The organism is Maribellus maritimus (assembly GCF_022267315.1).
GTDB lineage: Bacteria > Bacteroidota > Bacteroidia > Bacteroidales > Prolixibacteraceae > Draconibacterium > Draconibacterium maritimum.
This window is the reverse complement of record NZ_JAIKLE010000007.1, coordinates 31,018-56,129: the sequence shown is the minus strand read 5'-3', so window position 1 is coordinate 56,129 and position 25,112 is coordinate 31,018. Positions and strand designations below refer to the sequence as shown.

Genomic DNA, 25,112 nt, shown 5'->3' with positions numbered 1-25,112 from the left:
AAAAGGGATAGCTTTCAGCTTGTCTGAAAGCTATCTGTAACATTAACTAAACTTGACTATCATAAACATTTTAAAGTTTTGACAAATTGCTGCAATAGACTTTGTTGATTTTATATATTTCATTTTTTTTATTTCTCATTTTTCTATAATGGCTTAAAGCTATTGGCTAGTATTCTACCCAGTCTGTCTTGTATTTTCTGTTTTCATTTGGCGGTGGAAGAGATTTCCATTTATATCCACTTTTTTGAATCTCCGTGAGTTTATCTTTAATCTTTTGTTTGTAAATCCCGGCTTCCGGACAACTATTGATTATATTTTTTTGCTCTCCAATATCTTCACCCAAATCATATAATTCAAATTCTTTTACTGCCATAATATTGATATAATCCATATCAGGCTTTGAAAATGAATGTGCCCTTTTTATCGAATCATTATCCTTACCCATAATCATATAATTATCTATCCTCATGGCTATTTCAGGAGTTGTTCTGTAAAAGAACCAAAACAGATTGTTTTTCCGGTCAAAATCTTTTCCTTCCAGAAGGTTAAGGATACTTGTTCCGTCTATAACTCTGTCTTTTGGAACATCTTTCCCTACAATCTCGCATATTGTTGGCAGCATGTCTACGAAGCCTGCTGATTCGTCAACAACCTTATTCTTCTGGAATATTGCCGGACAGCTTATTATACCGGGCACGCGAATTCCGCCGTCATAAAGATAACTTTTAACGGCTCTGAGGTTTCCATTTGAAGCGCTCCGGTAAGAACCATTGTCTGAACTAAAAAAAATCAATGTGTTTTCGGTCAGATTATTTTCCTCAAGATAGGCCAATAATCTACCAGCGGCCAAATCCATGTTTTCAACATTTGCAAGGTATTCAGCATCCTTCGGAGGGTAAGTACTGTATTTTTTCACCAACTCAGGAGGAGAAGCAACTTTCATATGAGGTTCATGAAAAGCTACATACATAAAAAACGGAGATTCCTTTTTATATCTGTTTTTCAACCACGATATTGCTTCATCGGCAACAATTTGACAAGAGTAACCTTGAACTTCACCAATTTCCTTTCCGTTTCTAACAAAATTTACGGGGTTGAGATGCGACGGGACAGCATTATTTTCTGTACCCAGGGAATAATCAAAGCCCTGGTCAATCGGTTGCGGGTGATTTAATAAAGAATCCTGGGGCAAACATCCGAGATGCCATTTCCCAAAATGAGCGGTTTGATAATGTTCTTCTTTGAGTATTTCGGCAATGGTAATCTCAGAATCTCTTAAATGCATCGGATGTTTTGGCGGGCGGTAGTTGTACATTCCAACACGCGAAGGAGAACGACCTGTCATTAAACCGGCCCGCGACGGAGAACAATTGGGAGCAGCAGCATAAAAATTTGTAAACAGAATGCCTTTTTCAGCAAGATTATCTAAATTGGGCGTGTTGGAAACTCCGCCATAGCAGCCTAAATCCGCATATCCCATATCGTCTGTAAGAATAAACAATATGTTTAAGTTGGATTTATTTTTACCGTCACTATTTATTGCTAAAGCATTTTGAAAAAACGAAATTAGAATAATTACTATCAATATTTGTTTGTTCATTTTCTTTGGTTTTAAGTTTGAAATGTTCCTGTATCACAAAAGAATAATCTTATTCTACAGGATTTGGTTTGGCTCCGCCATCGGGATTCCAATGGGTTACTTTTTTCAACTCCTTTTTTAGTTCATTGTATATATTTTTCTCTTTACCAGACAAATTATCATAAATTAAAGGATTCTCTTCAAGAATATCGTTTTTTATATTATAAAACTTTCCGCTATTGTATAATTTATAACCGGTAGTTTGTGCAAAATATCCCCGGTACTTATTTACCCTGCTATTCCACATTGGATCGTAATATATCAATATCTTATCTTGCTCTTTTTGTGGATCTTTTGAACTTATTGCAGGCAAAAACGAGTTACCATCTGTTTCAACGCTGTTATCCAGCAAATCGGCAAAAGTGGGCATAAAATCAGCAAAAGAGATCAAATTTGAACATACTGAACTATTTTCATTGTATTTGGGCCAGTGAGCAATTAAAGGTACGTGTGTTCCATCTGTAATGGTATTTCCCTTGGCGCCTTTTACAACTCGGTCTTTTGTATTGGAATAAATGGTAAAGTGCGTTCCGTTATCTGCGGTAAAAATGAATAAAGTATTTTCATACACATTGTTATCTTGTAACGCCTCTTCAATTTTACCGACAATTTTATCGGTATAGTTCATCATGTCAGCAAAAAATGAAGTATCGTTTTTATCTCTCAACGTTTTATCAAGCCATTCAGGTGAATCAGGAGTTGGAACAAAAGGGCTGTGAACCAAAACCATCGGATAATATAAAAAGAAAGGATTATTTTTATTTCTTTTTATAAAATCCACCGCATAATCAGAAAAAATGTCCGGACCATATTTATCGATTCCATAAAATTTAGCAACTCCATTGGTATTAATATACGGATTTGCATATCTCGACCCATTGTTGTCGGTAACCTGCCAAAGAGCGAATTCTTCAAATCCCATTTTGCCGGGCCGGGTTAAATCATCATAACCAGGAATTTTAAAAACAATTCCATTTAACTGCCACTTTCCAACAATGCAGGTTTTATATCCTGCTTCCTGCATTAAATGACCAAAAGTTTTTTCATTTTCATTTAAGTATCCAAAATATTCATAGTTCCTGAAATTATGTTTCCCCGTCATTATCTTTACTCTTGAAGGAGTACATAAAGGCTGGGAATAGCACTGCGTAAAACGAGTTCCTTTTTTTGCAATACGATCCAGTACAGGAGTAGAATATTCGACGCTGCCATTTACACCCAAAGTCTCATAGCCCATGTCATCAGCCATTATTAAAACAATATTTGGCTTTTGATTTTTTGGAGAGTTATGTTTATTTCCTGTTTCAAAAGGAATATAAAAGAGTTGTATTATAATAAATACCACTAAACAGTGTATATTACCCATATGTTTGAAATTAAAAATATTACAACGGCAATTATGGTTTTCCCAACCATAATTGCCTGTTTGAAAATTTTAATTGTAACCTGGATTCTGAGTTAACTCAGCCTCGGTATTTTTTTGAATTTCACTGTATGGAATGGGCCATAGATTTTGATGGTCGTAGAGATCAAAAAGTGTATTGTAAAGCCTGTTCCGTTCCACTAATTTACCAAGTCTGCATAGAGTTTGTAACCTGTTTTCTTCAAAAGCTAACTCACGAGCTCTTTCGTCAAGAATATAGTCAATATCAACGTCTTCAGCAGCTACTTCAGGTGCCTGTGCCCTGCTTCTCACGACATTAATATCTTTGGCTGCATTAGCCTTATCTCCTTTGCCCAGATATGCTTCGGCTCTAACCAAATAGGTTTCAGCCAGTCTGATCTGGTAAATGTTGGCGTAAGTTGTATTGGAAGGGCCTCCTTCCATTGTAATACTTCCGGGGACTGTTTGGTCCTCCAGCCAAACCTCAGCCGGATGGTCACCCATACTCATAATTTTGGCAACAATGTGAAAATAATCGCGACAAGTATCATCTGCTGTTTTGAATTCTACCAAATTATCTTTGAGTATCCATTGTCCATAATGAGGTGAGTTTGGGTCGTTTACCATGAGATCACGAACTATGTTATGATCTGCATTACGCATATCCTGATCCCAACCACTGTCATTCCAGATTTTATTGTAAAAATATAGACTTGGTTTCATTTGTCCCGCACCACGTCCACCATAGTAGGTATTGGCAGTAGGTAAAAATGCATTCCCGTCAATTTTAATTCGCCAGGTGCGAGGTCCAGAACAGGTTTCCCAGCGATAGCCTCCGTTATTAAGAGACACATCATCATATCCCCCTGGGACGTTACGGGCAAATTGAATAGTCCACAACGATTCGGTATTTCCTGATGACCTGTTTTGATTATCTTTTCTAAAAAGATCCCAATATACATCACCTCCATTAGCCCACGGTACTCCAGGCACAGGTTCGTCGTTAACCCGCGATCCAAAACGCTCTGTCATAAGCGCGGTTTCCGGAGCATCAATAGTAACGCTAGCTGCTGCGATAGCATTATCATAATCTTTCAGGCAAAGATATGCCTCAGCTAATGCATGGTAAGCTGCTAAATTACTTACTCGTGCATCATCGGTTTCAGTTATCGCCAGAAGGTTTGCAGCCGCAAATTTCAAATCATCCACACTTTGCTGGTACACTTCGTCTCGCGATGCTCTTACGAAGTCCCGTTTTGGCTCAGTTGTTTCTTCCAAAGTTATGGGCACTCCGCCATGGATATCCGCCAACATTTTATAGCAGTATCCTCTAAAGAACTTTGCTTCCGCCTGTACAAGTACTTTTTGTTCTTCAGTTAATTCAGAAATCTCAGCATCAGAACGACCAATAATTACATTTGCATCAAAAATTATCTGGTAACAAGGTTTCCAAAACGCCGTATAGACCCAGTTGCTGTGCGGGGTTAACAAATTAGGAAAATCTGCTGTATTCTGGTCGTACGTCACCATATCGGTACATGTCATTGATACACGTGGGGGACGAAAAGCATCTCTCGTTTGAAAAAAGTTGCTCCGAAATACCTGGTATAAGTTGAACAACGATGCTTCAAAATTTTCATAGGTGATATATGAATTCTCAGGCGCATAAAAATCAAGTGGTTCTTCTTTTAAAAATTCGTCTTTATTGCACGAGTAAGACAAAGTAAAAAGCAAAGCAAGTAGCAAAGTGCGGGATTTCATCAAAATATTCGCAATTTTTATTTTTATTTTCATTTTCATTTTTCTACTTTTTAAGTTAAAATTTAACTTCTAATCCGAAAGTATACCCTTTTAAAACAGGCCTTCCTCCCATACTTATTTTTTCTCCGGTTTCAGGGTCCCAACCGTTCCAATTGGTGAACGTAAGTAAATTCTTTCCATTGAAAAATAGTCGTAAATCCTGTAGGTTAATCTTGGTCAATAGCGACTCTTTGAAAGTATATGAAAGATTAACGTCCTGCAGGCGAACAAAGCTTCGCGGAATATATCTGCCAGCCCCAAGTCCACTAGAATAACTAACGCCCATACGTTGGTAACGGGCATCCTGATTCTCAGGTGTCCACAAATCACTATTGGCCGGGAAGTTTGTGTTATCGAACATTGTTCCATTCAGGCTATTAAATGACATCATATCATCTTTTCCCAGATAAAATTTATCGTTACCCCAAACAGAATTAATAAAAAACGACAACTTCCAGTTTTTATAAATAAAACTGTTGTCAATAGCGATTCGGAATAATGGATCAGAAGTTCCAAGGATATGTTTATCCAATGGGTCAATTATCCCACTTTCATCATAATCCAGTATTTTATAAGAACCCAAATCAGCCGTGACTGGTATTGCCCCAGCATAATAATCATCGAACTGCCAAAGTTCTCCTGTTGTGTAATAATCGTAAATGGCATTCAGCGACTCTCCGATAAATAGTCCTTCGGAAACAAGATCGTCTTCAACACCATCGCCATCATTATCGTATCCTAATAACTCAACGAGTTCATCGCGATTTAGTGAAAAAACTAAAGAGCTATTCCATCTAAAATCATTGTGCTCTACATTTATGGAAGATAGAGTTACTTCAAAACCATAATTATGAATTTTTCCTAAATTATCAGGAAAAGTTTCAAAACGGGAGATACCCGGTATATCAACATCATAAAGCAAATTCTTGGTGTTATTATTATAATATTCAACAGTCCCCCAAAGACGCTGGCCCAATACCGAAAAATCCAACCCCAGATTTAATCCGGTGGTGGTTTCCCATTTTAAATTTGGACTTGCTAACTCAGTGATTCCCTGAGTATATACTGGTGTTTGACCACCGTCGATGTAATTAAAATTGCCGTTAACTCTTGCCAAAGTTTGGTAACGCCCAATAGTACGGTTTCCATTACTTCCATACGAAGCCCGGATTTTCAAATTGTCAAGCCATGTTAATTTTTCCATAAACGATTCTTCGGATATAACCCATGCAAACGAAGCAGAGGGGAATGTCCCGAATTTATTTTGGGTTGAGAAGCCAGAAAAACCATCACGCCTGATGGTTCCGGTAAAAAGATATTTCTTTTTGTATCCATAAAAAAGTCTACCCATAGTATAAAGTGAAGCTTCCTCCCAAGCGCCTGTGTTAACTGACTGTAAAGTAGCGTCCCCTGCTTCCAGTTTGTCGTACCCTAATTCCTTTGATGCGAATCCAGCTGCATTAGCCTGTGTAGAGGTAGCCATTCGTTGTTCAGTTCCAAAAACAAATGTGGCATTTATTGCGTGAGTATCATCAAAAGAATGCTCATAATTCAATATATTGTCGTTGGTCATTTCAGTCCGACGTTCTTCATATTTTTGACCTTCTCCTATAAAACTGTTTGCATAATCACGAAACCAGTATTGACTAAGTGTTATGTAGTTTATGTTAAAGTTGGGTTTAAATGTCAACCCTTCTATAAAAGGAAGTTTTATAGAAGCATATATATTTCCGAACATATTATACCGTTTATTGTAATCATCGGCATTTGCAAGGTAAATCGAGTTTGTACTGACACCTACAGCATGTGGAAAAGGATTAAGTGTAACGCCATCCTCATAGTAAGGTGGATCAAACCAGTCATCTCGATAACGGTTTCCAAGAGGCAAGTCCTGTCCTGAATAATCGCTGAGTGTCATAAAAGATTGTATTCCCATTTTAAACCAATCGGTAATTTGGTTGTCGAGGTTGATACGGGCATTCCAACGGCTGTAATCTTCGTTAAGCATATACCCGACCTGGTCGGTGTATCCAATCGATACAAAATACCCAGAACTTGCTGTCCGCTGCTGAAGTGAGATGTTGTGGTTTTGAGTGTGCATTTTATCTCTCGTAACATAATCATACCAATCAAAAGTCAAATTGTTCTCAATTGCCCTTAATTGTTCCGCATCGCGCATCAAACTTCCTACTTCCCAATTTGGATTTGATTCGAGATACCCTGATTCTTCGGTACGACTATTAAAAAAGTGTCCTGCAATAATCCTTTGAATATGTTGCTCAGGAGTTTCTGGAACGAATTCTACAGATGGTGTTTCAAAAGTGTACCTGCCTGAATAAGTAATGGTTGGTTTAGTACTTTTTTCTCCAACTTTTGTTGTGATAATTACGACACCATTTGTCGCCTGAGAGCCATAAATTGCTGTTGAACTCGCATCTTTCAATATATCAATTGATTCGATATCGTTTGGGTTAATATCTACCATACTACCACGAAAAATTACACCATCTACAACAATTAATGGGTTCTGACTACCAGATATTGATGTCCTTCCTCGAATAGAGATATTTGGATTCTCTCCAGCCTGATTAACTTGTCCTACATTCAATCCTGCAGTTGAACCCTGTAAAGATTGAACTAAAGATACCCCCTGGCGCTCTGTTATTGTTTCACTGGACACTCTGGAAACGGAACCTGTCAAATCACTTTTTTTTACTGAACCATAACCGATGGCAACAACCTCTTCTAAACCTATTACATCTTCTTCTAACGTAACGTTGATTTGCGTCTGGTTACTTATCGGAATTTCCTGTAATTTCATACCAACAAATGAAAAAACAAGAACAGCATCACCGGAAACATTTTCTAGCGTATATTTTCCTTTTACATCTGTCACTGCCCCTTGCGTGGTACCTTTTAATACTACAGTCACTCCAGGTAGTGGTTGATTATTAGAATCAGTTACTATTCCTGTAACTGTATTTGGCTGTTGCTGACTCTGTAGAAAAGAGAAATTGGCGATTTCTTCAGAGTCTTTGGAAAGCGCTATTTGCCGGCCTCTTACTTCGTAGGTAACACTGGTATTATCAAATAATTCATCCAGAATCTCGAAGATTTTTTTGTTCTTTTGAGAGATTGATGTAACTCTGTCAACATCCACCCTATCGCTGTAAAAGAAACGAAATTCACTTTGATCCTCAATTTGGCCAAGAATTTCTTTCACAGTTGAATTCCTCATATTTAAGGTAAGCTTAGTTGACTGCGAATAGCTTTCTGAAGCGATACTGCCTAAAAATGTAATTAGAATTAAGAAGACTGTTAGTTTCATTTTCATTAGCATTTTATATGCCACAGGCATGTTACCCGGGCATAACCGAATTTTTTTCATAATTTTGTTTTTTGGTTTAATTATTTGTGTTAAATCAAAATTCTTAAGAGGTGAATATCACATGACTTGGCGGACAGTGGTTTTGCCTCTTTTTTTTTATAAATAGCTTAAAGGCGAATCCTCAATTTTTAAGAGTAAAAAATGATTTTATTCTCTTGAAATCATAAGGATTCAGATTTAATGAGTGTTCACATAGGCATTTCGTTTAAGCGTTAAAAATTATCTAATCATAAAATATCCGTATTGTACGGGTTTTTTCATTGTAATAATACGATATCGGAGCAGTAACCTTTAGTAATTCCAATACTTCGCTGAAAGACTCCATTTCAAGTGTTCCTGAATACCATATTTTTGATAACCGGGGATCGTCGTCCAGTTCAATCGTAACATTGTACCATCTTTCAAGTCGTTTAACTGCTGAGGGCAAATATTCTTCCCTGAAGATAAGTTTTCCCTCTTTCCACGAAGTGTAAAGTTCAGTATCGACATTTTTTACACTAATTTTTGATTCCAAAATATCGGCTTGTTGTCCGGGATGCAGAGTAACCCGTTTTTTTGTATTTTTTTCGGTAATGCTTACAATTCCCGAAACAAGCGTCGTCTCAAAAACTTCATTTTTGAAAGCTTTTACATTAAACGATGTACCCTGAACTTCTACGTTGCCATATTCTGTTGAAATGACAAAATGTTTTTTGTCTTTTTTGACATCAAAAAACGCTTCACCTGTGAGTTTTACTGAACGAATTTCTCCAAATTCTGAAGGGTAGGAAAGTTTGGAACCCGAGTTGAGCCAAACCACAGAACCATCAGGTAGTTCAAAATTTGTTTTTGCTCCCAGGGGAGTTGAGATGTTTTGAGTAACCAATACTGATGTTACGTCGCGGGTTTCAGTTGCCCAAAAAGTGAACAAAACCCCAAAAATAAATGCTGCAGCCACAGACGCAGTTCTTCGTAGTTTTATTTTTCCTCTTTGATGTTTTTCTGTGTTTTGAATTTTTTTCAATAACGAGCGCCATCTCATTTCCAGGCGGCGATCAGTTGAAGAGAGTAAATCATTTTGTATATTCTCCTGCTCCGAAAGAAAAAGATTTTTGTTTGTTTCGCTCTCCTTTACCCAGGAAAGCAGAAACTCCTCTTTTTCTTCCGAAAGTTTTCCTTCCAAAAAATTTTGAATTAACTCTTTTATTTTTTCGTTGCTCATGCTCTTTTGCGTGGTTTTAAAGAATAGACAATCCAGTTTCAATTTTACCAACCTTAAGAATTATATTTTTTGAGAAGTGGGAAAGTGGGGATGTCGGAGATTTCATTTTTGCTTTTTGTCGCTTTAAGTCAGGTTGGCGTATAATTTTTACCTTTTTGTGCAAATGTATAACAGCAACAATGGCGGAATAAATTTTTTCCGTGCAATTTCAAGTCCTTTAGCCAGATGCTTATCGACCATAGTTGTCGAAATATTCATGATTTCTGAAATCTCCCGTATTTTTTTACCCTCAATCCATTTTAAGTGAAAGGCTTCACTGCAACGGTCAGGCATTTGAGTGATAACATCTTCAATAATTTGAGACAAATTCTTTTCCATGGAATCAAAATCGTCTTCGATGCCAAAACTTATGTGATATAACTCCTCTGATTTTAATTGTGCCTGAGAACTTAAATATTTTTCTTCTATTACTTTTCGTTTTAATATGTTCAGGCATTTATTTCTAACCATTTTGAAAAGATAGGAGGTAAACTGCTTTTCGCTGATAAATAATTTTCTTTTGTTCCATACTTCAATAAACACTTCTTGTATGAGATCTTCAGTAACAAAAGAATCATCCAGAAAATGATGCGCATATTTAAATAATCGGGGATAGTAAAGTTTAAATAATTTCTCGTAGGCGGGAGTTTTACCTTTACGAAGTTCATTTATAACTTTATTAATTTCCGTTACTTTACGCATAGCCGGTTGTAGTTGTAGACAAAAATATGAAAAAAAGAACCCAAATTTTTGAGAAGAAAGTTAATAGATCAACAATAACATGAATAAAAGTTAGATTTGTACTCGTAAAAAACAATAAAAATATGAGTCATTTACTTCCCGTAATTATTTTAGTTTGGACACTGAATATTTTCACTTCAGCTGTTGGGCAGAAAAAAAATGAAACATTGACAAACCTCAATCTTGAATTTGTGGAATTGCAGACAAATTCCGATGCGAGTATTCGCGGGTTGTTTGTTGTGGATGAAAACGTGATTTGGGCGAGTGGTTCGGGCGGAACCGTTTTGCGGTCAACTGACGGAGGCAAGAATTGGATTGACGTGAAGGTTCCCGGGCAAACAGCGAATGACTTCAGAAGTATTCATGCGTGGGATAAAAACAAGGCTTTGGTTTTTGGAGTTGCCGGACCCGATTTTGGTTTTTTAACCGAAGACGGAGGAGAAAGCTGGAAGGTGGTGTATAAAAATGCTGCACAAGGCGCTTTTTTCGATAGCGTGAAATTTTCCGACAGTGACACAGGGCTGGCAGTAAGCGACCAGATTGATGGAAAGCCCTTGCTGATAAAAACGACAGATGGAGGGAAAAACTGGAGAAAGATAGAGAACCTTCCGGCTGTAGTGGATGGAGAAGCTCATTTTGCCGCATCAAATACCTGTATTGAATTTTTATCCTCCGGGAAAGCATGGATTGCAACGGGAGGAGCAGCTGCCCGCGTTTTTTATTCGGAAGATTTTGGCGAAAACTGGGAGCTTGTAAAAACACCAGTGATTCAGGGAAAACCGTCGTCCGGAATTTTTTCGATTAGTTTTAAAAATGAGAGGGAAGGAGTTGTTATTGGCGGTACATATGACAAGCCAGAGCAAAATAAACAGATTGCTGCTTACACAACCGACGGGGGAAAGAACTGGATTTCCGCTGAAAAAATGCCTGAAGAATACCGCTCTTGCGTGCAGTTTGTTGCTGATGAGAAAGAAAATTTCTTTTTCGCTATTGGCAAAACCGGCTGCGATCTTTCAGTTGACGGGGGAAAGAACTGGAGTTTTCTTGTTAAAACCAATTATTATACGTTTCGCGCCGTACCGGGAAAATTAGCTGGTTTTGTTGCCGGTGCAGAGGGAAGAATTGCCCGTGTTGAATTCAATTAAAAAAACGGGCTATATTTTCCGGAACCCGTTTTGCTGATTTATTCTGTATGCTAAAAATTTCTTATTCTTCCCACGGAACTTGGTTTGACTTATAAAAATCGATTCCCAGGTCTTCAAATCTTTTTCCATGTTTTGCCAGACGCATTTTGTATTCGTTCCAGTCTCGTTTTTCAGGAGCTGTCCAGCCAATTTCTGCATAGCCCGGCAGGCGTGGAAAAACCAGGAATTCCACTTCATCTATATTTGTAACTGTTTCCGACCAAAGAGGGGCTTCAATTCCGATGATGTTTTCTTTGGTAACTCCGGGTACCAGTGTTGCCGGATTCCATGTATACCCATGATCAACTTCAATATAACCCGCCCAGTGTAACCCGAGGTGAGTTGTGGAATCGTACTGCATATCGAGGTAGGCCCGCGCTGCCGGCGACATGATTACCCTGGCACCTTTTTCAACTCCCGTTGTAGTGTTTTCCACGTCGGCCCAAAACTGAACCGTGGCATCGTCAACCAGTTCAGCATTGGCAATTTCGTCCCAACCAATTACTTTTTTGCCGTATTTTAATACAATTGGCTGAACCCTGTTTACAAAATAAACATAATCATCGTGGGCTGTAACATGCGACTCATCGCCGCCAATATGAATGTACGGTCCCGGTGTTAAAGCGGCCAGCTCCCGAATTACATCATCAATAAATTGGTAGGTTATTTCTTTGTCCGTACAAAATGTACTGAACCCAACTTCTGTTCCGGTGTATAATTCCCGGGCTTTTCCATCGCAATTTAATTCGGCATAAGAAGCCAGTGCAGCATTGGTGTGTCCCGGCATGTCAATTTCGGGGATGATTGTAATTTGCCTTTCCTGTGCATATTTTACTAGTTCAGTATATTGTTCCTGGGTGTAAAAGCCACCGGTTCCGCCACCAACTTCTGTACTTCCGCCTATTTCTGTTAATTTTGGCCACGACTTTATTTCAATTCTCCATCCCTGGTCGTCTGACAAATGCAAATGCAGTATATTCATTTTATACATGGCCAGAAAATCAATAAATTGTTTAACCTCTTCAACATTAAAAAAATGACGTGAAACATCCAGCATCGCTCCACGGTATCCGAACTCAGGGAAATCGCGAATGATACCCGTTGCAAATTCTATCGGATCTTCAGCATACAGTTTCTCCGGAATAGTTTGTAACAAGGTCTGAACGCCATAAAAGCATCCCGCAACTGTTTTGGCTTTTATTGCAATCAGTTTTTTGCCAATATTTAGCTCGTAGCCCTCGGTATCTAATTCTGAATCTTCGTTTGCAACAGTAAAATATACTCCTTTTTTAGGTGTTGCATTTGTTGACTCCACCTTTAAATTTACGCCGGAAGTCCGTTTGATTTCCAAGGCAAGGTATTCAGCTACCGTTTGAAGTCCTTCTACACTTTCTTCATAATAAATAACAGATGATTCTTTCAATTCAAAAGAATTTCCGGTAACATCAACACTAACCGGCTTTGGAATAAAAGCGGTTTCGGAAAGATCGGTGGAAGGTTGTTGTGTACATCCGATTTGAAGAATTACCAGTGCTAAAATTCCTGCAAAGCCAAATTTGTTTTTCATAAAAGAAGATTGTTTTACTTTTGTTTGAGCGATAAAATTATGGATTTGATTTTAAGAATCACAATTAATTTGTAAGGTTTTGAAGCATTTGTCTTTTTCTGAATTGTTTTGGAGTACATCCGTTTATCTCTTTAAACTTCCGGTTAAAATTCGACAGGTTTCCAAAACCGACACGGTAGCAAATATCTGAAATATTAAATTCTTCCTGTTGCAACAACTTACAAGCCTGCCCAATTCGATACTCTGTTAAAAAGTCGATGTAAGTTTTTCGTGTTCGTGTTTTGAAGTAGCGGCAAAACGAATTTACTGTCATGTTTGAAACTCCGGCAACCTCCTCCAGGCTAATTGGCCTGTAAAATTCATTTAAGGTAAACCGGAAAACAGCATCGAGACGTTTTTCATCGGTTTCATTCAGGTTATTATACATCCCTTCGGTTGCAAGAATCTGCCCATGATTTGATTTGGAAAGAAGGGTTACCAGCTGCAATGTGAGAAGTAACCTGTTTATTTGGTTTTCTTTTGAAACCTTTTCAATAATTTCCGCTTCTTTTGGATGAAAAGAACCAGGGTAAAAAAGTCCGCGCCTGGCTTTTTGCATGTATTCTTTTATCATTTTAGTTTCAGGGAGGTTCCAGAATGCGTTGCCAAAAACTTCACTTTCAAAATATATGGATAAAGCCTGTGCCGTTAGGCCATTTTCTTCGTGGTAATATTCCGGATCGTTTCGAAGGGCATGTGGTAAGCCCGAACCAAAAACAAAAATATCACCGGGTTGAAACGCAATAAACTGGTTGCCGGCAATCACATTACCGGTACTTTCTTTTATAAGTGTAATCTGGAATTCGTTGTGCTGGTGCAAAATATCATAGAGGTGGGGGAGCAGGTCATTTTGAATCCAAATGGATTGATCGGCGGGTTTTGCAATTTTAAAAGGCAGGATTTTCATACCGTTTTTTTTAAAGTAAGCTTGAATAATATGTAATATTCCCGAATAATGGTTTGTTTGATAAAACATAGATAAGATAGTATTGGTTCATGATAATATCAAAACAGTTCGTGTTACAGCTTTATTTTATTTTTGAAGAATAAAAGATGATTAAATATTTAATAAATAAAATAAGACAACATGAATTTTGAATGGAAGGGAATATTTCCCGCAATTACAACAAAGTTTACATCGGCTGATGAGTTGGATTTTGAAGCATTTGATGTAAATCTTGAAGCTCAAATTGAAGCCGGAGTAGATGGCATTATCCTCGGGGGATCGCTGGGAGAAGCCAGCACTTTGTTGCAGGATGAAAAAGATGCCTTGTTGAAACATACGAAAAGTGCATCAAAAAACAGGATTCCGGTATTGATGAATATCGCCGAACAGTCGACAAAATTTGCTGTTGATGCAGCGTTAAAAGCACGAGATTTTGGAGCAGATGGATTAATGTTGCTTCCGCCAATGCGCTACACTTCCGATGAACGGGAAACAGTAACTTTTTTGCGTGAAGTGGCAACAGCAACTGAATTGCCCATTATTTTGTACAATAATCCGGTAGATTATAAAATATGGTTATCTCCTGAAATTTTCAGGCAGTTGGAAGATTTGCCAACCATTCAGGCTGTGAAAGAGTCAACGCGCGATATTTCGAATGTAACGCGTATGAAAAATGCTTTTGGCGATCGTTTTGCGGTTTTAACCGGAGTTGATACCTTGGGTATGGAAAGCCTTTTGATGGGGGCTGACGGTTGGGTAGCCGGTTTGGTTTGTGCCTTTCCAAAAGAAACTGTGGCCATTTACCGCCTAATCAAAGCAGGAAAAATTGACGAAGCACTCAAAATTTATAGCTGGTTCCTGCCGGTTTTGGAACTCGATGTATCAACAAAATTGGTTCAGAATATCAAATTGGCGGAGCGTCTTACCGGATTGGGAAATGAAAATGTCCGTGCACCACGTTTGCCATTGGAAGGAGAGGAGCGTGAGCGTGTTTTGTCAATTTTAAATGCAGCTTTGGAAACTCGTCCTGAATTACCTGATTACCTGAACCTCTAAACAGTTACATATGATACACGGAAAAAATATAATAGGTTTTAATTTATCTTCGCAGGGTTCAACAACATTTCAAACCTTTAGCCCGCTTACGCTTGAAGAAATGCCCGAGCTTTTTGTTCAGGCAACTGCCGGGGAATTGGAAGAAGCCGTTAATAAATCAGCATCGGCATATGCAGAGTACAAGAATAAAAGCGGAAAGGAACGTGCCGACTTTTTACGTTTGATAGCGGAAGAAATCGAACTTCTGGGAGATAACTTAATCCGGCGTGCCTGTGCGGAAACCGGTTTGCCGGAAGGAAGAATCACTGGTGAACGAGGTCGTACAGTAAATCAGTTGCGCATGTTTGCCAACGTTTTGGAAGACGGTTACTGGGTGGAAGCAACAATTGATCCTGCACTACCCGATAGAAAGCCGCTTCCACGTGCTGATATTCGGAAGATGTTACGACCGGTTGGCCCGGTTGTGGTTTTTACAGCCAGTAATTTTCCGCTTGCTTTTTCTACGGCTGGTGGCGACACGGCTTCTGCTCTGGCAGCGGGAAATCCGGTGATTGTAAAAACTCATCCTTATCATGCGGGAACCAACGAAATGGTTGCAGGCGCAATTGTTCGGGCTGCGCACAAAAGCAATATGCCCGACGGAGTTTTTTCTTCTCTGAATGCATCTGATTTTTCTGTAGGACAAGGTTTGGTTTTACATTCAAAAGTAAAATCGGTAGCCTTTACAGGTTCGTTTGCAGGAGGAAAAAGCTTGTACAACCTTGCACAAAAACGCGAAGACCCCATTCCTGTTTTTGCGGAAATGGGAAGTGTAAACCCGGTTTTACTTCTACCTGCAAAAATAGAGGAAAATGTAAAAGAACTTTCAGCAACTATCGCATCATCCATAAATCTTGGTGCAGGGCAGTTTTGTACAAATCCCGGTGTGCTGATAGCATTAAAAGGCGCAGAAACAGAGGCCTTCAAAAGAGAACTTGTTGTCAACATTCAGAAGTTGCTGCCGGAAACGATGTTGCACAAAAATATAAGTGTCAGTTTTGAACAGAAAACAAAGGAGTTTTTTGATAACAGGGTTGTGGATAAACTTGCTGAGTCGGAGAACGAAGTGGCGGAAATGAAGGGACAACCGGTTGTGGCAACAGTGAAAGGAAGAGATTTTGTTGCTAACCCGGCATTGGCCGATGAAATTTTTGGCCCGTTTTCTTTGTTAATAGAATGCGATGGCGAAGATGAGCTGTTAAAGGTGGTCGATTCATTTTCCGGTCAGTTAACGGCTTCTGTTTTTTGCACTTCTGAAGACGTGCAGAATTATAAATCTTCTATTACAACCATTCAGGAAGTAGTTGGGAGGTTGATATTTAACGGAGTTCCTACCGGAGTAGAGGTGGGATATGCCATGCAACACGGAGGCCCGTATCCTGCCTCAACCGATGGGCGTTTTACCTCAGTAGGAGTTGATGCCGTCAAACGTTTTGTTCGTCCTGTTTCATTTCAGGATGCTCCTGACGAATATTTGCCCGATGAGCTAAAAGATACAAATCCACTGGGAATATGGCGAAGAGTGGATGGAGAGTTGAGTAAAGAACCGGTAAAAAGATAAAAATGGCAGCCAAGACTTTCTTTTGTGTCGATGCGCATACCTGCGGAAATCCTGTTCGGGTGGTAGCAGGCGGAGGACCGGTTTTGAAAGGGGAAAATATGTTTGAAAGGCGTCTTCATTTTATGAAAGAGTTTGACTGGATTCGCCATGGATTGATGTTTGAACCACGCGGTCACGATATGATGTCGGGAAGTATTATTTTTCCCCCGTCGAACCCGGCAAACGACATGGGGATTCTGTTTATTGAAACCAGCGGTTGTTTACCGATGTGCGGACATGGAACAATTGGCACAGTTACCGTTGCTATTGAACAGGGCTTGGTTACCCCTAAAAATCCTGGTGAACTGATGGTGGAGGTGCCGGCTGGTTTAATAAAAGTCGAGTACAAAATGAACGGTAAAAAAGTGAGTTCAGTAAAACTTACAAACGTTCCATCCTTTATTGCGGGAAAAGATTTGGAAATAGATTCGCCACACCTTGGGGAATTGCAGTTTGATGTAGCTTATGGCGGAAACTTTTATGCAATCATAGATCCGCAGAAAAATTTTAAAGGATTGGAACATTATTCCGCCGATGAGCTGATTTCATTTAGCCGCCCGCTAAGAAAACTGATAAACGAAAAATACACATTTGAGCATCCTGAAAACCGGGAGATCCAAGGTGTTAGTCATATTGAGTGGACAGGCGCTACTCTTTCTGAAAATGCCGACGGACGGAATGCTGTTTTCTATGGCGATAAAGCTATCGATCGATCGCCTTGTGGCACGGGCACTTCAGCAAGAATGGCTCAGTTGTTTGCACGAGGTAAACTTAAAGAAGGAGATAAATTTCTTCATGAAAGTATTATAGGTAGCCAGTTTTTAGGCAAAGTGGAGAACCGGACAAAAGTTGGCGAATTTGATGCAATCGTTCCAAGCATTGAGGGGTGGGCTAAAATTACCGGCTTTAACAATATCTTTATCGACGATGAAGATGATCCCTATGCCCACGGTTTTCAGGTCATGTAAATCTTTGTTTTCTAAAAGAATGAGTAAAGTAGTAGTGGTTGGCGGAGGCGTTATCGGTTTGTTTACCGCCTGGTTTCTTGCAAAAAAAGGTGCGGAGGTTACAGTAATCGACAAAGGAGATTTTTCCGGTGGATGTTCTTACGGAAATGCCGGACTTATTGTCCCAAGCCACGTCGTTCCGCTGGCTTCACCGGGAATGTTGAGAAAAGGCGTCAAAAATCTTTTCAATTCCTCTTCTGCTGTGGGATTTCGTTTTGCGCCTGAAAAGGGTTTAATCCGATGGTATCTAAAATTTGTATCGGTGGCCAATGAGCGGCATGTTCTAAATTCAATTCATATTTTGAAGGAATTAAGTTTGCTCAGTAAAGATTTGTTTTCTGAAATTAAAACTTCGGGTGAATTGGATTTTCCGCTTTGGAAGAACGGTTTGCTGATGTTGTATCAGTCAGGGAGAACCGGAGCAGATTTGCGGGAGGAAGCAGAAATCGCACGAGATGCAGGTTTAAAAGTGGATGAGTTATCGTCGACAGATATTCTCCAACTGGAGCCTGATGCCAAACCAAATGTCGCCGGCGGCTTTCTTTATCATTCCGATAATCATCTAAACCCGAATGTTTTAATGAATGTATTAAAACATACACTGCAGGAGAAAGGAGTTGTTTTCAAACCAAATTGTGAGGTAAAGAAGATAGAAATCGAGTCAAATAAGGCGGTCAGGATAGAAACAGAAAACGAAGATTTTGATTTTGATGAATTGGTAATAGCAGCCGGGATGTGGAGCAGGGAGTTGTTAAATCAGCTACACACAAAAATAGATGTTCAGCCCGGGAAAGGTTACAGTTTTGTGGTAAACCCGTCTTCCCCCGTTCATTATCCTGCCTTACTTTCCGATGTGAATGTGGCAGTTACTCCCCTTGGAAACGGGGCTGTTCGGTTTGGAGGAGGAATGGAAGTGGGATACAAGGATTATAAGATAAACAAAAGACGTGTAGAAAAAATTATTAAATCAATAGGCGAATTTTATCCTTCTGAGAAGCAGGTTGAAGTAATGGAAAAGTATATCTGGCAAGGACACCGGCCCTGTTCCTTTGATGGATTGCCTTATATTGGACGTGTTCCAAAGTTTCAAAATATTTATGTTGGTACAGGGCACTCTATGATGGGAGTAACCTTGGGACCCGTAACAGGCTTGCTCCTCAGCGAATTAATTTCCGGTGAAAGAACAAGCCTCGATCTTAAAGCTTTTAGAATCGGACGATAACTTTATAACTGTTTTTCGCTTTCTATTCTCTATAGTCAGGATTGTTGGGAACCAGTCCCAGACTTCCCAGAAAATCCATACAGGCGGCTTTTACGTTATAGTTACGCTCCGGCATTTCATGTACTTGTTTTATTGTGCTAACAAATCGGTGTTTATCGTCGGTATACAACAGTTGATTAATGGCAGAAAGAGCAAGATTCATGTTGTCATTTTTGCAAAAATCTTTCAACTTTTCCTCCGCTTCCTTTAAATCAAAATCTTTGTCAGCAATTGCAGCAGCATTTATTGCTACCGGAAGATAAGTATCATCCATTGCTTTAATGATTTTATTCCTGTATTTTTCAAGCGTTTCCGGATGTTGTGAGCGAAGACCGGTTATGGCCCAATAACGTACAATTTTATTGGAGCTGTTTAACAGTTTAACCTGCTGCTTTGCCGTTTTTTTGTCTCTTTTACCCGAAAGTGAAGCCGCGTTATAGATTTCGCTAATTGGATATTCCTCATCATTTAACCTGAATTCATAAGCATTTTTTTCTTCAGATATTTTTTCGATTTCATATTCGGGTAAAAACATCACATCACGTCCTTTAATCACTTCCTCATCTAGCAACTTGCGCATTTTTTCCAGTACACTACTGTATTTCGGGTCATTTACAAGATTTTTGGTCTCCCAGATGTCGTTTTCTATATCAAATAAAAATTCAGCGGGACGATCTTCAAAAAGACTTTTCTGTAGCGGGTTTAACAAGCCGGCTTTTAGGTCGTTGCGCATCTGCTGCTTTATCTCACCTATTTCCATGTAGCGGATGTAACGTGCTTCAGGCATAAAAGGCAAATAGTTGCGCGAATACACAAACCTCCCATCAGTAATACTGCGTACCATATCGATTCCGTTATCTGAACGGTCGGCAGAAAGAATAAGGTGGTCAACAGGTTTCGACCGACTTTTGCCAATAAGAATCCGGCCTTCAAGATAATCCGGTATTTCACCTCCGGCAAGGTTGATAAGTGTTGGTGCCAAATCCTCAAAGTTGATAAGCTCGTCTGACACAACTTGTGTTCCCCACGGAGAAAGTTCTTTGTACATTTCGGGAAACCAGATTACAAAAGGTACACGATACCCATAATTGATTCCGTTGGTTTTTCCGCGAGGCATTCCTTCGCCATGGTCGGCGTAAAAGAAAATAATTGTGCTGTCGCGCAAATTGTCTTTTTCAAGTCGTTCGAGCAAATCGCCAATCTTGTTATCCGTAAGTTTTATCGAATTGTAAACACGCGCAAATTGTTTTCGCATTTCCGGACTGTCGAGGTAAAACGGGGGCATATCAAATTCGTTGTCACCAATCCGGTCTTTAGCAGGGAGCTGTTCCCACACATTCTCCCTGTACCATTGGTAAGTATTTGTCATGGTTCTTGATTGGTGTGAATCGTTGTAGTTAAAAACTGCAAAAAACGGCTGCCCGGGTTTTCTGTCCCACCAACCGGCTTTATTCGAACTTTCATTCCAGGCTTCTTTCGTAAACGTTTTAACATTTCCCACGTTATAGTCGGTTTTGGCATTGTTTGTTACATAATAGCCTTGCTTTTGAAGATAGTAAGGAAATCCGTGAATATATTCAGGAATGCTATAATTACTCCGGTGGTTTCCTGTTCCCAATTTAAATGTTCTAACGCCGGTAATAATTGTTGAGCGGCTTGGAGAACAAACAGTTCCGGTTGAAAAGGCATTGGTAAAACGGATACCTTCCTCTGCCAGTTTGTCTATCACCGGTGTACTCGCATCTTTATTTCCATAACATCCAAAAAATTGTGGAGATGAGTCTTCAATGGTTATCCAAAGAATATTGGGTTTTTTCTGCGCAAAGGAGAAAAAACCAATAAATATAAAAACAAAAAACAGCGTTCCGGTCCGTTTCATAACTTAAGATTTACTCATTGATTACGTTTAGAAAATTTTTTTTGTTTTTGAAAAAGATTATAAATCCAACCAATAATACAACCGACATTATGGAAATAATGCCCCAGATCGCATCCCAGTTATAATCTGCTGCTGTTTTATAATGCTCAATAATTCTGCTGCAAATCAGATTCCCGACCAACAGTCCTACTCCGTAAGTGACCAGGAAAATAAAACCCTGCGCCTGAGATTTTAGTTGAGAAGGAGCTTTTTTGTCGATATAAATTTGGCCGGCAACATAAAAGAAGCCAAATATCAATCCGTGAACCAGGATTCCGATGTAAAACATCCAGCTTAGGTTTACAACGCCGCCCATGTAAAAAGCAAGGTATCGGATACAGAGCGCAATTAACCCAAATACCATTACTTTGCGTAACCCGAATTTTTTTATTGCCGGGGGCACCAGGAGCAAAAATCCCATTTCTGCCAGTACCCCCCAGTTCATTGTAACCGAAATATATTTGGTGTTGATGTGTAACAGAAATTCAGAAAAGAAGGAATAGTACATTGCAAAAGGAATCATGGAAAGAAATGAAAATAAAATAAAAACGGCAAAGTTTTTTTCTTTCATCATTTGAATTGTACCCAATCCGAATATTTCTATCATCGATACTTTTTCTCCTTTTGCCGGAGGAGGAGTGTCTGGCAAAGTAAGATTAAGCAAAACCGCGATAAAACTTACTCCCGCGCCACAATAAAAAGGAATATGTGTCCCGTCGAAGTCGATGTTTAAAAAGCGGATAAAAATTATACTGAAAATTCCGGAGGCAACCCATCCTATCGAGCCAAATACCCTTACTTTTGGAAATTCTTCGGAAGAAAGATGTGCCATGGAAATTGAACTGGTAATCCCCCAGGAAGGCATATAACCTAACATCGCAATCAGCAGAAAAATAAATAACAGATTCGGATTATTTGTTGTTGCTGCACCTAACAGCATTATTGCGTTTATTAAGTTTAACCCGGCCAATACTTTCTGACTAGCTATAAATTTGTCGGCAACCATTCCAACTACCGGAGATAAAATACATCCAAAAGCCATTGAGCTTAAAATGAGTGCTTTTTGAGTGCTGTCGACACCAAGGTTTGTTAAATATGCTGCCAGTGGTACCCACCAAACTGCGTACATCATGTACTGGAGCAGCATCATTACCGAAAGTTTTATTCTAACCATAATTTTTATTTCTCTAAAAGATCTGAATCATAATCTGTTTTATTCACCCATCCTGCCGGAACATTTTCTCCGCTTATATACCGGTTATAGTAATTTTTTACTGCTCCCGAATATTCATAATTATCAAAAATATCTCCGTTTCCTAAAATTCTAGGATCGTTCTGTTGGGTAAGTTTTTGTTTCATTTCATCCTCTAAGCGTGTTTTTACTTCTGAATAATTTTCGTCTTTTGCCAGGTTATTCATACAAAACGGATCTTCTGTAATGTTATACAATTCCTCTTCCACACGTTTTCCAAAATTGAGTTGCCAGTATTCCATAACTCCTTTTTTCCGGCGGGTATCCAGAAGGTAGGTTTTTGTCGGGCTGCCATCACAGTTCAGATACCCTGTTTCCGGGTTTCCCAGAGGCCAGCGGTCGGGTTTAAAGTTATGGAGGTATAAAAATCCATCGGTTAAAATACCTCGCACCGGGTAACCTTCGTCGTTGGGGCGGCCTACATCATGGCGTTCTTTTCCTACCAAAACAAAATTGCGGTCCGGATTTACTTTGCCTTCTTTTTCTGAATAAAATATATCCGTAAGACTATTCCCGCTGATGGCTTGCATTCCTGCCTGTTCCGGGTTAATACCGGCCACTTCAAAATAAGTGGGGGCAAAATCGATAAAGTTTACAAAATCATCGACTACCCTGCCGGGGTTTTTTATTCCGTTTGGCCACATAATGGCCAGCGGCAGATGGTTTGAATATTCATAAACCTGTCCCTTTATCCGGGGAAATGGCATTCCGTTGTCAGCGGTTACAACAATAATTGTATTTTCCAGTTCACCGGCTTCTTCCAGTTTTTCAATCATTTTTTGAAGGTGGCTGTCAAAATATTCTATTTCAAAAGCATAGTCGAGCAGGTCTTTCCGCACAGTATCCACATCGGGCCAAAACGCAGGAACTTCATCAATTTCTCTGGTATTCTTTCCTCCTTTGTTTATCCCTGATTCAAATTCATAAGCACGATGAGGCTCTGTGCTTCCATACCAAAAGCAGAAAGGTTTTTCGTCGGGTTTGGCTTCGAGAAAAGCTTCAAAGTTACGGGCATAATCGTTTTTATTGATTGCATTGGTTGGAGGCGTAGTTGTATATTCATCAAATTTTGGGCCCGTGAGTTCACGTTTTTTTCCGTTGATTTCACCCGGATCGCCCGGAGCCCATCCTTTGGCAACGCTTCCAACAAAATAGCCGTTTTCTCCCAGCGCTTCAGCATAGGTTTTGAACTTGGCCGGGAAATGAGGGGAGTGATTACAGGCTTCTTCCAGCTGCCAGCTGTTTCGCCCTGTTAAGATACAGGCTCTCGACGGTGCGCATTTGGCATTGGGGGTGTAAGCATTGGTAAATAAGATTCCACTGCCGGCCACCCGATCAAAAGCCGGAGTTTTTACCCAATCGCAGCCGTAGGCGCCAAAATGCTTCCACGAAGCGTCATCGGCAATAGCAAATAAAATGTTGGGTTGCCGCGGAGGAGTTTCTTTTTTTTGTGTACATCCTGCACTTACCAGAATAAGTAAGAAAAAGAATGAAAAAACATAATTTCTCATAAAGGTCAAATTGTTTTAGGTTGTATTAAAATGGCAAATACTATTTACGCATGCGAAATATAATGAAAGTATCAATTTAAAATCTGAAAAAAATGAATTTATTATTGTACTCCCTTCTTTATATAAGACGAATAAAACTTGTTTTACACTAGTTTGAAAAAGAGTTTATTTTGGAAGAAATTTTAACACAATTGCCTGAAAATTTTCATTAAATTGTTTCTTCTCAGTTTGTTGAGTGAATGTTTGGAGAGAAAATACGGTAATCAATTTTTTTGAAAAATTAGTATATTCTTTCGCCATGTTACTTTTTATTGCATTTATATGGTCCTAATATCGATTTTATCTTGTACGACTCATCTTTTGTTGTTAACAGGCAAACAAAATATTGTTTACCTTCGGGCATGACTTTTATTACAACATGACCACCGTCTCCTGTAACTTTTTTTAGTTGATCAACGCCAATGTATGCTCTTGATATTTCAGGGATGTTGGTTGGTATTATATGTTTCAAATTTGGATTTAATTTTTTATTTGCCATCCTATTCATTGTCGATAAATTGAAGTGAGTTATGTGGTTGATTTGCATGACAATAATTTGAGGTTTTACACTGTTCAGAAAGTTTTCGTTCATTGCATCAATCCATGCATGATGATTTGCTTCACATACTTCAACAATACCCAGTGCTTTGCCTACCGGGGTCTCTATATCCTTCCAGTCTTCCATTCCAAATGACAGGTGACCGGCGAGGTCTCCGCCATTAAAATAGTCAAAATCTCCGTAAGAGATTTTAATTCCGCAACTGCGTTTGTTTTCGCTAACCGCTTCTCCTTTAGGAAACACTTGTTTTGTCTTTTCTCCCTTTCCCGTCCAAACTTCGCCGTTGGAGACGATATTTCTAATCTCAAACCCTGGATATTTTTCAGGCGAATTAACAAGGACAAATTGTTTATTTGTTCCAGGGATAAAATTTTCTGCGGTCAGCTTATTGTTTTTATTGTTCCATTCAAGGAATTTTTTATAATTATCAATCGCGTTTGTTTTGTTTGGATTGGGGTAGTGGTAGGAAGGCCAATCCCGGTCGATTATTTTAGAAAAAGGCGCATGTTCATATACTTCTGTAATTCCGCTTAAATAATAATCTCCTCCGTTTCTGGTTTTTTCCGAGTTTTCGTACACTCCTCCCATGTGGTCAGCATGGAAATGGGTCAAAAATGCGTAATCGATTTTTTTATTGTTTTTAAAATCAATTCGATTTGTAATATATCGGGCAAGCCATTCTCCTGGTTGTTTACTGTCGTTGGGAGATGTTTTTGTTTGGCGGGGATCAATATGTGGACCAATATCCCCGGCATCAATAAGTAAAGTTGTTCCATCAGGGAAAATACAAAAGACCGACTCGCCACCGCCGGTAAAAATATGATGAATCTCCATCTCTCCTTCTTGCCAGACCGGAAGAGGCTCTCCTGTATCCTGCGCCGTGAGGGTAAAAGAAATCAAACACCCAATAATAAGGATTGTACTTTTTTTCATTTTGTTATA

General features: G+C 39.2%; 17 protein-coding genes. 5 read left to right on the top strand and 12 right to left on the bottom strand.

Going from position 1 to position 25,112, the window contains the following annotated elements:
- Window positions 1–166: 166 nt before the first annotated feature.
- The 6 genes from K5G00_RS08135 to K5G00_RS08110 all read right to left on the bottom strand — a co-directional run bounded on the left by K5G00_RS08135 (window position 167) and on the right by K5G00_RS08110 (window position 10,153).
- The gene (locus K5G00_RS08135; RefSeq protein ID WP_238765645.1) at window positions 167–1,600 is read right to left on the bottom strand and encodes a sulfatase-like hydrolase/transferase; all 1,434 of its coding nucleotides are present in this window, start codon (window positions 1,598–1,600) and stop codon (window positions 167–169) included.
- Window positions 1,601–1,649: 49 nt separating this feature from the next.
- Window positions 1,650–3,005, bottom strand: a complete 1,356-nt coding sequence (locus K5G00_RS08130; RefSeq protein WP_238765644.1) for a sulfatase-like hydrolase/transferase — start codon at window positions 3,003–3,005, stop codon at window positions 1,650–1,652.
- 69 nt (window positions 3,006–3,074) lie between these two features.
- Window positions 3,075–4,823 carry a RagB/SusD family nutrient uptake outer membrane protein gene (locus tag K5G00_RS08125; RefSeq protein ID WP_238765643.1) on the bottom strand — a complete coding sequence of 583 codons (1,749 nt, stop codon included), beginning with the start codon at window positions 4,821–4,823 and terminating at the stop codon, window positions 3,075–3,077.
- Window positions 4,824–4,839: 16 nt separating this feature from the next.
- Window positions 4,840–8,211 (bottom strand): SusC/RagA family TonB-linked outer membrane protein, encoded by a 3,372-nt coding sequence (locus tag K5G00_RS08120; RefSeq protein ID WP_238765642.1) that lies wholly within the window; start codon window positions 8,209–8,211, stop codon window positions 4,840–4,842.
- 223 nt (window positions 8,212–8,434) lie between these two features.
- Entirely contained in the window at window positions 8,435–9,412 is a 978-nt protein-coding gene (locus tag K5G00_RS08115; protein WP_238765641.1) for a FecR family protein, read from the bottom strand.
- A gap of 147 nt (window positions 9,413–9,559) precedes the next feature.
- Window positions 9,560–10,153, bottom strand: coding sequence for an RNA polymerase sigma-70 factor (locus tag K5G00_RS08110; RefSeq protein ID WP_238765640.1), 594 nt, complete (start codon window positions 10,151–10,153; stop codon window positions 9,560–9,562).
- A 122-nt stretch (window positions 10,154–10,275) separates the two neighbouring features.
- On the opposite strand from K5G00_RS08110, the gene K5G00_RS08105 reads away from it, so the two are divergent.
- A complete protein-coding gene (locus K5G00_RS08105; protein ID WP_238765639.1) occupies window positions 10,276–11,337 on the top strand; it encodes a WD40/YVTN/BNR-like repeat-containing protein in 1,062 nt (353 codons plus the stop codon).
- 61 nt (window positions 11,338–11,398) lie between these two features.
- Here K5G00_RS08105 and K5G00_RS08100 read toward each other — a convergent pair whose 3' ends face one another.
- Window positions 11,399–12,943, bottom strand: coding sequence for a family 20 glycosylhydrolase (locus tag K5G00_RS08100; protein ID WP_238765638.1), 1,545 nt, complete (start codon window positions 12,941–12,943; stop codon window positions 11,399–11,401).
- Between the two features lie 64 nt (window positions 12,944–13,007).
- Window positions 13,008–13,889 (bottom strand): AraC family transcriptional regulator, encoded by an 882-nt coding sequence (locus K5G00_RS08095; RefSeq protein ID WP_238765637.1) that lies wholly within the window; start codon window positions 13,887–13,889, stop codon window positions 13,008–13,010.
- Between the two features lie 180 nt (window positions 13,890–14,069).
- Here K5G00_RS08095 and K5G00_RS08090 point away from each other — a divergent pair, with 180 nt between their 5' ends.
- From K5G00_RS08090 to K5G00_RS08075, 4 genes are read left to right on the top strand one after another with little or no spacing between them, the layout of a single operon-like run.
- Window positions 14,070–14,984 carry a dihydrodipicolinate synthase family protein gene (locus tag K5G00_RS08090; RefSeq protein WP_238765636.1) on the top strand — a complete coding sequence of 305 codons (915 nt, stop codon included), beginning with the start codon at window positions 14,070–14,072 and terminating at the stop codon, window positions 14,982–14,984.
- A gap of 10 nt (window positions 14,985–14,994) precedes the next feature.
- Entirely contained in the window at window positions 14,995–16,584 is a 1,590-nt protein-coding gene (locus K5G00_RS08085; RefSeq protein ID WP_238765635.1) for an aldehyde dehydrogenase (NADP(+)), read from the top strand.
- Between the two features lie 2 nt (window positions 16,585–16,586).
- A complete protein-coding gene (locus K5G00_RS08080; protein ID WP_238765634.1) occupies window positions 16,587–17,591 on the top strand; it encodes a 4-hydroxyproline epimerase in 1,005 nt (334 codons plus the stop codon).
- A 19-nt stretch (window positions 17,592–17,610) separates the two neighbouring features.
- A complete protein-coding gene (locus tag K5G00_RS08075; RefSeq protein ID WP_238765633.1) occupies window positions 17,611–18,852 on the top strand; it encodes an NAD(P)/FAD-dependent oxidoreductase in 1,242 nt (413 codons plus the stop codon).
- Window positions 18,853–18,874: 22 nt separating this feature from the next.
- Here K5G00_RS08075 and K5G00_RS08070 read toward each other — a convergent pair whose 3' ends face one another.
- The 4 genes from K5G00_RS08070 to K5G00_RS08055 form a co-directional block, all read right to left on the bottom strand.
- Window positions 18,875–20,770, bottom strand: coding sequence for a sulfatase family protein (locus K5G00_RS08070; protein WP_238765632.1), 1,896 nt, complete (start codon window positions 20,768–20,770; stop codon window positions 18,875–18,877).
- 10 nt (window positions 20,771–20,780) lie between these two features.
- Entirely contained in the window at window positions 20,781–21,983 is a 1,203-nt protein-coding gene (locus K5G00_RS08065; protein WP_238765631.1) for an MFS transporter, read from the bottom strand.
- A 5-nt stretch (window positions 21,984–21,988) separates the two neighbouring features.
- Complete coding sequence (locus K5G00_RS08060; RefSeq protein WP_238765630.1) at window positions 21,989–23,572, bottom strand: sulfatase family protein; 1,584 nt, start codon at window positions 23,570–23,572, stop codon at window positions 21,989–21,991.
- A gap of 301 nt (window positions 23,573–23,873) precedes the next feature.
- Window positions 23,874–25,103 carry an MBL fold metallo-hydrolase gene (locus K5G00_RS08055; protein ID WP_238765629.1) on the bottom strand — a complete coding sequence of 410 codons (1,230 nt, stop codon included), beginning with the start codon at window positions 25,101–25,103 and terminating at the stop codon, window positions 23,874–23,876.
- Window positions 25,104–25,112: the final 9 nt, after the last annotated feature.